This window comes from Microbacterium sp. AC026 (assembly GCF_979258475.1).
Map to the genome: position 1 here is coordinate 2646910 of NZ_OZ409857.1, position 11733 is coordinate 2658642.

11 protein-coding genes are annotated in these 11733 nt (G+C 70.1%); 7 read left to right on the forward strand and 4 right to left on the reverse strand.

From position 1 onward, the window contains the following. Window positions 1–2 precede the first annotated feature (2 nt). Entirely contained in the window at window positions 3–908 is a 906-nt protein-coding gene (locus ACZZ93_RS13280) for a carbohydrate ABC transporter permease (RefSeq protein ID WP_053097880.1), read from the reverse strand. A 69-nt stretch (window positions 909–977) separates the two neighbouring features. Further along, window positions 978–2276, reverse strand: a complete 1299-nt coding sequence (locus ACZZ93_RS13285; protein WP_072591962.1) for an ABC transporter substrate-binding protein — start codon at window positions 2274–2276, stop codon at window positions 978–980. A 192-nt stretch (window positions 2277–2468) separates the two neighbouring features. On the opposite strand from ACZZ93_RS13285, the gene ACZZ93_RS13290 reads away from it, so the two are divergent. Then, entirely contained in the window at window positions 2469–3491 is a 1023-nt protein-coding gene (locus tag ACZZ93_RS13290) for a LacI family DNA-binding transcriptional regulator (RefSeq protein ID WP_053097877.1), read from the forward strand. Between the two features lie 27 nt (window positions 3492–3518). On the opposite strand, the gene ACZZ93_RS13295 is transcribed toward ACZZ93_RS13290, so the two are convergent. Beyond that, entirely contained in the window at window positions 3519–4364 is an 846-nt protein-coding gene (locus tag ACZZ93_RS13295) for an NAD-dependent epimerase/dehydratase family protein (RefSeq protein WP_463507417.1), read from the reverse strand. 57 nt (window positions 4365–4421) lie between these two features. On the opposite strand from ACZZ93_RS13295, the gene ACZZ93_RS13300 reads away from it, so the two are divergent. From ACZZ93_RS13300 to ACZZ93_RS13325, 6 genes are all read left to right on the forward strand, one after another. Continuing rightward, window positions 4422–5438 (forward strand): LacI family DNA-binding transcriptional regulator, encoded by a 1017-nt coding sequence (locus ACZZ93_RS13300; RefSeq protein WP_463511280.1) that lies wholly within the window; start codon window positions 4422–4424, stop codon window positions 5436–5438. Window positions 5439–5681: 243 nt separating this feature from the next. Further along, the gene (locus ACZZ93_RS13305) at window positions 5682–6401 is read left to right on the forward strand and encodes an L-ribulose-5-phosphate 4-epimerase (RefSeq protein WP_285363427.1); all 720 of its coding nucleotides are present in this window, start codon (window positions 5682–5684) and stop codon (window positions 6399–6401) included. Continuing rightward, complete coding sequence (locus ACZZ93_RS13310; protein WP_463511281.1) at window positions 6398–7999, forward strand: xylulokinase; 1602 nt, start codon at window positions 6398–6400, stop codon at window positions 7997–7999. Before ACZZ93_RS13305 ends, ACZZ93_RS13310 begins: the two co-directional genes overlap by 4 nt. 48 nt (window positions 8000–8047) lie before the next feature. Next, window positions 8048–9571: an L-arabinose isomerase gene (gene araA / locus ACZZ93_RS13315; RefSeq protein ID WP_463511282.1), complete on the forward strand. Its 1524-nt coding sequence runs from the start codon at window positions 8048–8050 to the stop codon at window positions 9569–9571. Beyond that, window positions 9571–10500: an aldose 1-epimerase family protein gene (locus tag ACZZ93_RS13320; RefSeq protein ID WP_187250690.1), complete on the forward strand. Its 930-nt coding sequence runs from the start codon at window positions 9571–9573 to the stop codon at window positions 10498–10500. Before araA ends, ACZZ93_RS13320 begins: the two co-directional genes overlap by 1 nt. 46 nt (window positions 10501–10546) lie before the next feature. Continuing rightward, entirely contained in the window at window positions 10547–11098 is a 552-nt protein-coding gene (locus ACZZ93_RS13325) for a hypothetical protein (RefSeq protein ID WP_463511283.1), read from the forward strand. Here the strand turns inward: ACZZ93_RS13325 and ACZZ93_RS13330 are convergent. Next, window positions 11034–11699, reverse strand: coding sequence for a type 1 glutamine amidotransferase domain-containing protein (locus ACZZ93_RS13330; RefSeq protein ID WP_463511284.1), 666 nt, complete (start codon window positions 11697–11699; stop codon window positions 11034–11036). The two genes, ACZZ93_RS13325 and ACZZ93_RS13330, sit on opposite strands and share 65 nt — an antisense overlap. Between the last annotated feature and the right edge of the window lie 34 nt (window positions 11700–11733).

Sequence of the window (11733 nt, forward strand, 5' to 3'; positions counted from 1 at the left end):
TCTCAGCTCTCATCCGTGCGGCGGAACGCGCGCAGTTGGAAGACGTTGATGACGATGAGTGCGAGCAGCACGATCACCGAGAGGGCGCCGGCGATGCCGAGGCTGTTCTGCCCCTGGAAGGCGACGTTGTAGATGAGCTGCACGACGGTCATGGTGCTGTTGTCGGGGCCGCCCTTGGTGAGGATGTAGAACTGCTCGAACGCGAGCAGCGACCCGGTCACGCACATCACTGTCGTGAGCGCGAAGGTCGGCTTGAGCAGCGGCACGGTGATGTCGCGGAAGGTCTGCCAGCGGTTCGCACCGTCGATGCGGGCGGCTTCGTAGACGTCATCCGGGATTCCCTGCAGGCCCACCAGCATCAGCAGCATGTAGAAGCCCGCGTATCGCCAGACGATCAGGAAGATGGTCGACCACAGTGCGCCCTCCGGCGTGCCGAGGAACGTGATGCCCCACGACTTCATGAGGTTCGCGAACGGGCCGGCGATGGGGGAGTACAGCACGTAGAACAGCAGTGACGCGGATGCCAGGCCGAGCGCGCTGGGGATCAGGAAGGCCGTGCGCAGGAACCCCTTCCAGCGGGTGGACTCCTGCACGAGCAGGGCCAGGCCGAGCCCGAGTCCGATCAGGATCACCGTCGTGATGACGGTGTAGAGCAGGGTGAAGCGGATGGAATCCCAGAAGAGGCGGTGCGTGACGGCATCCGCATAGTTCTCCGGGAAGTTGATGCCCTGGTTGCCGCTCAGCAGGGGCCAGTCCGAGGCCGACATCTGCAGCACCAGCACCAGCGGCACGATGAACAGCAGGGCGACGAAGATCGCCGTGGGGGCCGCGTACAGCCAGCCCTGCACCGGGCCGCCGAAGGCGGTGCGCCGTCTGCGGCGATGCAGCGGGAGTGTGGCCTGGGTCATCACGTTCTCTTTCGATGGGGGACTGACGAGGGTGGATGCGGGGGCGACGCGGCGCGCCGCCCCGCATGATCACTGCGACAGGATCGCCGTGATCTCCTCGTTGTCGGCGGGCACCGAGTCGTCGCCGTTGAGCACGGCGTTGCGCACCAGGGTGAGCCACGGGCTGCCCGGAGCGTTGAACGCCTGCTGGAAGTTCAGCGCCACCGGGGTGTCGCCCTGGGCTGCGACCTCGTTGATCGTCACCAGTCGGGGATCGGCGGCCGCATACTCGTTGTCGGCCAGGTCTCCGCGGGAGACGGCGTTGCCGTCTTTCGCGAGCACCTCGACCTGGGCGTCCTCGGACATCATCCAGTTGAGGAAGTTCCAGGCCTGCGCGGCCTTCTTCGAGTCCTTCGAGATGCCGATGCCGTCGCCGCCGACGAACGTCGAGGCACCGCCGTCGACACCGGGGATGCCGGCGACTCCCGCGTCGAACTCGAGCGAGGGGAGCAGCGTCGCGGGGAACGGCATCACGCCGACCTTGCCCTCGCTGAACGCGGCGGTCCAGGTGGGGCCGGCCTCATCGGTCGAGCTCGGGAGAACCGCACCCGCCTCTTCGAGGCCTGCCCACGTGTCGTAGACGGCCTGAGCCGAGTCGCCGTCGAGCAGGGACTCGGTGCCGTCGTCGCTCATGACCTCGTCGCCCGATGCCCAGATGGAGGGGAACCAGGTGAAGACCAGGCATCCACCGCAGTTGAGGCCGGTCGCGGTGCCGTAGGTGTCCGGCTTGTTCAGCGCCTGCACGGCCATGGCCGCTTCGGCGAACTCCTCGAGCGTGGCGGGCGCCTTCTCGGGGTCGAGGCCGGCCTCGGCGAAGAGCTCCTTGTTCCAGAAGAGCATCGAGAGGTCGAGGGCGAACGGCAGCACGTACTCGGCGCCGTCGACGGTGCCGGCCGACAGGTGCCCGGGGTTGATCTCGTCCTTGAAGTCGAGGGCGTCGATCTGCTCGGACATGTCCTGGAACAGGCCCTGCTGCGCCCAGTTCGGCACGTAGACGATGTCGGCGGCGAAGAGGTCGGGCAGGCCGCTCGACCCTGCGGCGGCGCCGACCTTCGCGACGTAGTCGTCGTTGGGCACGACTGTCAGCTCGACCTGGTTCTCGTGGCTGTCGTTGTAGGCGTCGACCAGCAGCTTGGCCTGGCGCTCGATCGGCGCGCGGGTCCACAGCGTCAGGGTCGTGCCGTCGTCGGTGCCTTCGGCGGGGATGGGCTCGTCGGAGGCGGCGTCATCGCCGGCGGGTGCGCAGGCGGCGAGTCCGCCGACGAGCAGGCCGGCCGCGATGACGGCGGCTGCTGCCCGACGTGCGGCGTGGGTGCGAATGGTGTTCATGGGCGGGGGCTCCTCTGGGCTCGTCCTCGAGCGGGTGCGGTGTGGCGCTTCGGCAGTGCAGCGCCGGGAGTGGAGATGAGGGTGGAGATCAGGTTCTTCGAAAGTTACGAAAACCCTTTCGAAAAGGTATAGCGTGGTTTCGGAGGGCGCGTCAACCCTCGTTCCGATAACCTTTCAGCACGAAGGAGTGGGATGACGGATACGACTGGAGCACGAGCTGCGACGCTCAGTGACGTCGCCGCGCGCGCCGGAGTCTCGATCTCTACCGCATCCAAGGCGCTGAACGATCGGGGCGACGTATCGGTCGCCACCCGCGCCAAGGTGCGCGCGATTGCCGAGGAGTTGTCCTTCACCCCCAATGCCATGGCGCGAGGACTCCTCGCCGGGCGCACCGGCACGGTCGGCCTTCTCACCAGCGACCTCGAGGGCCGCTTCATGCTGCCGATCCTCATGGGCGCGGAGGATGCGTTCGGCGCAGGTCGCATCAACGTCTTCCTGTGCGATGCGCGAGGTGACGCGATCCGTGAGCAGCACCACCTGAAGGAGCTGCTGAGCCGCAGGGTCGACGGCATCATCGTCGTCGGCCGTCAGACGGATCCGCGCCCCTCGCTCGGGCAGGAGATCCCCGTGCCCGTGGTCTACGCGTACGCCCCCTCGGATGACCCGCGCGACCTCTCATTGACCCCCGACAACTACGCGGGCGGGCGTCTCGCGATCGAGCACCTGTTGGCCTGCGGACGTCGGCGCATCGCGCACATCTCGGGCGACCCGACCTATGCCGCAGCCCAAGACCGCCTCGCCGGCGCCAGAGCAGCACTCGGCGAGGCGGGTCTCGAACTCGTGGGCGAGCCCATGTTCTCGGAGTGGACCGAGCACTGGGGTCGGGATGCCGCGGCGATGCTGCTGCAGCGGCATCCGGACATCGACGCCGTGTTCTGCGGATCCGACCAGATCGCTCGCGGTGTGCTCGACTCGGCCCGCGATCTCGGCCGCACCGTGCCGGACGACCTCGCGGTGATCGGCTACGACAACTGGGAAGTGCTCGCGACCAACGCCCGGCCCGAGCTCACCAGCATCGACGCGAACCTGCAGCAGCTCGGTCGTCAGGCGGCGCTGCGGGTGTTCGATGCGATCGACGGCATCGACATCGGCGAAGGCGCGCACCACCTGCCGGTGCGGCTCGTGATCCGCGGATCGACCATCGCCCGGCGCTGAGGGGCGCTCGCGCGTGCCGGAGTCAGGTCAGGCGTGGTCGCGCCAGGAGTGCTGCGGGTCGAACCCGAGCACGCGGCGGGCCTTGTCGATCGACAGCAGCGTCTCGTTCGGGCCGAACTCGCGGGCGACCGGCACATCGGGGAAGACCTCGGCGAGCAGCTCGGCGTTCGGACGCGTCATCACCGTGTCGGCCGCCGCGATGATGAAGTTGTCGAACCCGGGTGCCGCCACCTCGAGCGCACGCTCCACCGCCTGAGCGCCGTCGCGGGCGTCGATGTATCCCCAGAGGTTCCACTTACGGCGCAGCGCATCGGCGTCGAAGTCGGGGAACTCGGCGTAGTCCTCGGGGTTCATCACGTTCGAGAACCGCAGTGCGGTGATCGACAGGTCGGGATGCCAGCGCACGAGCTCCCTCGCGAGCTGCTCCTCGAGGGTCTTCACGAGCGAGTAGACCGACTCGGGGCGGGCGGGGTAGTCCTCGTCGACCGGCACGTAGGGCGGCGGCACGTCGAACGGCAGACCGAGGACGGTCTCGCTCGAGGCGTAGACGACGCGGCGGATGCCGAGGCGCACCGCCGCCCAGAAGACGTTGAACGTGGCGGGCATGTTGTTGTGGAAGGTGGCGACGTCGCTGCGGATGCCGGGCGCCGGGATGGCGCCGAGATGCACCACGGCGTCGATGCCGTCGTGCCGGTCGCCGACGGCCGTGAAAGCATCCACGACCTGGCCGTAATCCGTGAGGTCCACCTGCACGAAGTCAGGGCCGCGGGTGCCTGAGACGTCCATGCCGATGACCTCGTGTCCGTGAGCGCGGAGCTCCCGCGCGACGACGCTGCCGAGCTTGCCCGATGATCCGGTGAGTGCGATGCGCATGTCACCAGAGTGGCACGAAGACGAGGCGCCGGGGCCGCTCGGCATACACTCGTCGGCGTGAGTGACACCAGCAGCCAGCCGCCCCGCCGCACCGTCGGCGTGCGCGACGTCGCCGTGCGCGCAGGGGTGTCTCGGCAGACGGTGTCGCGCGTGCTCAACGACCACCCCGAGGTCGCCGCCGAGACTCGCGAACGGGTGCTTGCCGCGATGACCGAGCTCGGCTACCGCATGAACAACGCGGCCAGAGCGCTGGGCACCCGCCGCTCCCGCACCCTCGGGGTGCTCGCCACCGACGCACTGCACTATGGCCCGTCGCGCAGCATCGCAGCGCTCGAGGCGTCGGCCCGCGAGGTCGGCTACTGGCTGAGTGCGGCCTTCGCAGATGCGGGGGACACGGATGCCGTGGTCGCCGCGGTCGACCACCTCGTCATGCAGGGAGTCGAGGGCATCGTCGTCGTCGCGCCTCACGCCCACACCCTCGACGCGCTCGACTCGGTGCGCATCGGCGTGCCCGTCGTCACCCTGCACGCAGCCGATCGCGGCGCGCGCGGCCTCTCGGTCGATCAGGAGGCCGGGGCACGACTCGCCGTCGCGGCACTCGCCGACGCCGGGCACACACGCATCGCGCACCTCGCCGGCCCCGCCGACTGGCTCGAGGCCGAGTCCCGCGCTGAGGGGTTCCAGGTCGAGCTCGCCGCACGAGGACTCGCCGCCGGACCGGTCATCGAGGGCGACTGGACCGCCGGCTCGGGCTATGCAGCGGCTCGCGCCGTGCGCGACTCGGGTGTGACAGCGGTATTCGCAGCGAACGACCAGATGGCCCTCGGTCTGCTCGGCGGTCTGCAGGAAGTCGGGCTCTCGGTGCCCGCAGACATCAGTGTCGTCGGGTTCGACGACACTCCGGATGCCGCCTACTACTGGCCGAAGCTCACGACCGTGCGGCAGGACTTCTCGGAATTGGCGCGTCGTGCGGTGGCGGCGGTGCTGGCGGGCAGTGCCGGAGCCGCGGCATCCGACCTCGCGCCGGTGGCACCGGTGCTCGTGACCCGCGATTCGGTGGCGCCGCCGCGCTGAACGGCGCCAGGGTGTGTGCCGGCTCGCTGCGGGGTCAGTTCTGCATGTGCGGCGCGGTGCGGGGCCAGTTCTGCACGTGAATACGCCGTATCCGATGCGAAAGTGGCCCCGCACGGGACGGGAGATGCGAAAGTGGCCCCGAACCGCGGCGCCGAGCGGTCGCCGGTGTCTTGACGGTCCGCCGACCTCCGTGACACACTGCTGTGACCGGTCACAGTGACCACCGCCGACCCCGAGGTATCCGTGAGCAACGAAGCCCCCGTCTTCTCCCCTGAGATCGACGCCTCCATCCAGGCCGTCCGCGAGGATGTCGCCCGTCTGCACGGCGAACTGGTCCGTTACGACCTCATCGTCTGGACCGGCGGCAACGTCTCGGGCCGCGTGCCCGGAGCCGACCTGTTCGTGATCAAGCCGTCGGGCGTCAGCTACGACGACCTCACGCCCGAGAACATGATCCTGTGCGACCTCGACGGCGCCGTGATCCCCGGCACTCCGGGAAGCGACCGCTCTCCCTCGAGCGACACTGCCGCCCACGCCTACGTCTACCGCCACATGCCCGACGTCGGCGGAGTCGTGCACACGCACTCGACGTTCGCCGTCGCGTGGGCAGCCCGTGGCGAAGAGATCCCCTGCGTCATCACGGCCATGGCCGATGAGTTCGGCGGTCCTATCCCAGTCGGTCCCTTCGCGATCATCGGCGACGACTCGATCGGCCGCGGCATCGTGCAGACGCTCTCGGGTCACCGCAGCCGCGCGGTGCTCATGCAGAACCACGGTCCCTTCACCATCGGAGTCGACGCGAAGGATGCCGTGAAGGCCGCCGTCATGGTCGAAGACGTGGCCCGCACCGTGCATTACGCCCGCGAGGCCGGCCCGCTGATCCCGATTCCGCAGGAGGCCATCGACAGCCTCTTCACCCGCTACCAGAACGTCTACGGACAGAACTCGGACGCCCGACGATGAGCGATACGAACATCACGACCGCCCGCGACGACATCCTCGCCGGCCGCACGAGCCTCGGCATCGAGCTCGGCTCCACGCGCATCAAGGCCTGTCTGATCGGACCCGACGCCACCGAGGTGCTCGCGACCGGGTCGTTCTCGTGGGAGAACCGCCTCCAGGACGGCCTCTGGACCTACGCGATCGACCAGGTGTGGACAGGCCTGCAGGCGGCATACGCCGGTCTCGTCGCCGACGCGGACGAGCGCCACGGCGTGCGCCCCGAGACGTTCGGCGCGATCGGGATCTCGGCCATGATGCACGGATACCTCGCGTTCGATGCGCAGGGCGAGCTGCTCACGCCGTTCCGCACCTGGCGCAACACCAACACGGGCGCCGCGGCGGCCGAGCTGACCGACCTGCTCGGCGTGAACATCCCGCTGCGGTGGTCGATCGCCCACCTGCACCAGGCAGTGCTCGACGGCGAGGCGCATGTGCCGCAGCTCGACTTCGTCACCACCCTCGCGGGCTATGTGCACACGAGGCTGACGGGCGAGCGCGTTCTCGGCGTCGGCGACGCCTCCGGCATGTTCCCGATCGACTCGGCCACCGGAGACTACGACGAGCGGATGCTGCAGGCCTACGACGCCCTCGCCGCCGACCGTCTTCCCGCCGCAGCCAAGGACCTGCTCCCGACCGTCCTTCCCGCCGGCGCCGCCGCCGGGACGCTCACCGCCGAGGGCGCGGCCCTGCTCGATCCGTCGGGCGCGCTGCCCCCCGGCATCCCGCTCTGCCCGCCCGAGGGCGATGCGGGCACCGGCATGGTCGCGACGAACTCGGTGTCGCCGCGCACCGGCAACGTCTCGGCCGGAACCAGCATCTTCGCGATGGTCGTGCTCGAGCGCCCGCTCGCCGAAGTGCACCATGAGCTCGACCTCGTGACGACACCCGCGGGCGACGCCGTCGCGATGGTGCACTGCAACAACGGCGCGAGCGAACTGGCCGCCTGGGCAGGGCTCTTCACCCGTTTCGCCGCCGCCGCGGGGCAGCCGCTGAGCGATGACGCCGTCTTCGACGCACTCTTCCGCGAGGCTCTCGACGGAGAGGCGGATGCCGGCGGCCTGCTGGCCTACAACCACCTCGCGGGCGAGCCGATCGCCGGCCTCACCGAGGGGCGCCCGCTGTTCGTGCGCACCCCCGACAGCGCCTTCACGCTGGCGAACTTCATGCGCTCGCAGCTGTACGGCGTGTTCGGCACGCTCGCGCTGGGGATGCAGGTGCTCGCCGCCGAAGGAGTCGAACTCGACCGCATGTTCGCGCACGGCGGCATGTTCCGCACCGCGGGGGTCGCGCAGCGTTTCCTGGCCGGAGCGCTCGGCGCTCCCGTCGCGGTGGGCGAGCTCGCCTCCGAGGGCGGCGCGTGGGGCATCGCGGTGCTCGCGTCGTATCTCGCGCACTCCGAGACGGCGTCGCTGGGGGAGTACCTCGAGCGCGACGTCTTCGCCTCCGCATCCCTCGCGGTCGCCGACCCCGACCCTGCCGACGTCGCCGGCTTCACCGCCTACCTCGACCGCTACCGCGCGGGCCTCGCAATCGAAGCCGCCGCGACCACCGCTCTCTGACCCCCACGCGCACTCTTCACGCCGACACCGGAACACCCAAGGACTCTCATGCCCCGCACCCCGCTCACCACTTCGCTCGACGGCTACGAGGTCTGGTTCCTCACCGGCAGTCAGCACCTCTACGGCCCCGAGACGCTCGCGCAGGTCGCCGAGCAGTCGCAGGAGATCGCCCGCATCCTCGACGAGGCCGGCGAGGTGCCCGTGACCATCGTCTGGAAGCCGGTGCTGACGGATGCCGCAGCCATCAAGCGCACGGCCCTCGAGGCGAACGCCGACGACCGGGTCATCGGCCTGATCGCATGGATGCACACCTTCAGCCCCGCGAAGATGTGGATCGCCGGTCTCGACGCACTGCAGAAGCCGCTCGCGCACCTGCACACGCAGGCGAACGTCGAGCTGCCGTGGGCCGACATCGACTTCGACTTCATGAACCTGAACCAGGCGGCGCACGGCGACCGCGAGTTCGGCTACATCCAGACGCGCCTCGGCGTGCCGCGCAAGACCGTCGTCGGTCATGCGAGCGACCCGCGGGTGCGCCAGGAGATCGCGACGTGGCAGCGTGCGGCCGCCGGCCTCGCGGCATCCCGTTCGCTCAAGCTCGCCCGCTTCGGCGACAACATGCGCTTCGTCGCGGTCACCGAGGGCGACAAGACCGAGGCCGAGCTGCGCTTCGGCGTGCAGGTCAACACGTGGGGCGTGAACGACCTGGCGGATGCCGTCGCCGCGGCATCCACCTCCGAGATCGACGCCCTCGTGGCCGAGTACGAAGAGCTGTACGAGGTCGTGCCGGAGCTTCGTCGCGGTGGCGACCGCCACCAGTCGCTGCGCGACGGGGCCGCGATCGAGATCGGTCTGCGGGCGTTCCTCGAAGAGGGCGGCTTCGGCGCCTTCACGACCTCGTTCGAAGACCTCGGCGCCCTGAAGCAGCTGCCGGGCCTCGCGGTGCAGCGTCTGATGGCCGAGGGATACGGCTTCGGCGCCGAGGGTGACTGGAAGACCGCGATCCTCGTGCGCGTCGCCAACGTCATGGGCGCGGGCCTGCCCGGCGGGGCGAGCCTCATGGAGGATTACACCTACGACATGACGCCCGGCGACGAGCTGATCCTCGGGGCGCACATGCTCGAGGTCTCGCCCTCGCTCACGACGGCGAAGCCGACCCTCGAGATCCACCCGCTCGGCATCGGCGGCAAGGAAGACCCGGTGCGCCTGGTCTTCACCGCCGACCCCGGCCCCGCGATCGTCGTCGCCCTCAGCGACATGCGCGACCGCTTCCGCCTCACCGCGAACGTCGTCGAGAACGTGCCCCCGCGCCAGTCGCTGCCCAAGCTGCCGGTCGGCCGCGCCGTGTGGAAGCCGCAGCCCGACTTCAACACCTCGGCCGCCGCCTGGCTGACCGCGGGTGCTGCGCACCACACGGTGATGTCGACCGCCGTCGGGCTCGAGGCCTTCCGCGATTTCGCCGAGATGGCCGAGGTCGAGCTGCTCGTGATCGACGATGCGACCACCCTGCCCGAGTTCCAGAAGCAGGTCCGCTGGAACCAGGCCTACTACCGACTCGCGCAGGGGCTGTGATGACGGGAGCCGGCCGGCCGCGCTCGGGGCGTCAGCTGCGCATCACCGGGCACGGATACGACGCCGTGATCGCGAGCGTCGGCGCCTCGCTGCGCCTGCTCGCATTCGAAGGACGCGACCTGGTCGTGCCCTTCGACGCCGACGAGGTGCGGCCCGGATACCGCGGCACCACCCTCGCACCGTGGCCCAATCGCATCGTCGACGGTCGCTACACGTTCAGCGGCGCCGAGCATCAGCTGGCCCTCACCGAGCCCGCCCGTGGACAGGCGCTGCACGGGCTGCTCGCCTGGGCCGAGTTCGAAGACCGACTGGTGCTCGACGACCGCGTCGTGCTCGCGGCCGTGATCGAGCCGCAGACCGGCTATCCGTTCCGCGTCGAGGTGGAGACCGAGTACCGCATCGACGGCGACGGCCTTCAGCAGACCGTCACCGCGCGCAACCTCGGGACGGATGCCGCGCCCTGGGGCACAGGGCCGCACCCGTATCTCGTCGCCGGACCCGATGGCCGGGTCGATGACTGGACGCTGACCCTGCCGGCATCCGAGGTGCTGACCGTCACCGACGACCGGCTGAGCCCGGTGGCGCTCGAGGGAGTGTCCGCGCATCCGCAGTGGGACTTCCGCGTTGCGCGCCCGATCGCCGACGTCTTCATCGACCACGCGTTCTCCGGCCTCGCCCGCGAGGGCGGAGTCGCCGAGGTGCGCGTGGTGACGGATGCCGGAAGCGGCGTCGTCATGACCTTCGACGAGCGCTGCCCGTGGGTGCAGGTGCACACGGCCGACAACCCCGGCATCGACGCGATCCATCGCATCGGCCTCGCGGTCGAGCCGATGACCTGTCCGCCGGACGCGTTCAACTCGGGGACCGACCTGGTCGTGCTCGAACCCGGCGCGACGCACGCAGCATCCTGGCGGATCGCCGCCGTCTGACGCGTGGCGGCCGGCCCGAGTCGCTCGCGGCACGGTCGTGGCGCCGATGCGGGGCCAGTTCGGCATCCGGGGCTCGGTGCGGGGCCAGTTCGGCATCCGGGGCTCGGTGCGGGGCCAGTTCGGCACCCGGGACTCGGTGCGGGGCCAGTTCGGCATCCGGGACTCGGTGCGGGGCCAGTTCGGCATCCGGGACTCGGTGCGGGGCCAGTTCGGCATCCGGGACTGGGTGCGGGGCCAGTTCGGCATCCGAATGGGGCGTTTCCGGTGCGCAACTGGCCCCGCACGCGTGATGCCGTGCGAGAGCGGGCGATGCTGCCGGGTGCGGGGCCAGTTCGGCATCCGGGACTCGGTGCGGGGCCAGTTCGGCATCCGGGACTCGGTGCGGGGCCAGTTCGGCATCCGAATCGGGCGTTTCCGGTGCGCAACTGGCCCCGCACGCAGGGTGCGGGTGCGGGTGCGGGTGCGGGTGCGGGTGCGGGTGCGGGTGCGGGTGCGGGTGCCGGATGTCGCGCCTGCGGACCGCGCCTCTCCGATCAGGCGAGTGCCGCGACCAGCGCCCGGGCTGCGGATGCCGACGACTGCGGGTTCTGGCCGGTGATGAGCAGTCCGTCGACGATCGTGTGATCGCTCCACGGGTCGGTCACGTCGATGTCGGCGCCGAGCTCGCGCAGAGAGGTCTCGAGCAGGAACGGCGCGCGGTCCGCGAGCCCTCCGATGCGCTCCTCCTCGTCGGAGAATCCGGTGATGCGCCGTCCGGCGACGAGCGGCTCGCCCGCAGCATCGCGTGCGGGCAGCAGAGCCGCGAGCCCGTGGCACACCGCGGCCAGCGGACGTCCCGCCGCGACGGTCGCCGAGATGAGCGCCGCCGAATCGGCATCCACAGCGAGGTCCTGCATCGGTCCGTGCCCGCCGGGGTAGTAGACGGCCGCGTAGTCGGCGCCGTCGACATCGGCGAGCACCAGGGGAGTGCTGAGCCCCGGGATCTCCGCGAGCGCCGCGGCATCCCCGTCGCCGAGGCTCGACGCATCGGCGACCGGCTCGACACCGCCGGGTGTCGCGAACACCACGTCGTGCCCCGCGGCAGTGAGCAGGCGATAGGGGGCGAGCAGCTCTTCGGCCCAGTAGCCGGTGGGGTGCTCGGTGCCGTCGGACAGAGTCCAGGTGCGGGCGCCGGAGACGACGAAGAGGACGGATGACATGGATGCTCCCAAGGTTCGGACGACGGATGCCGTG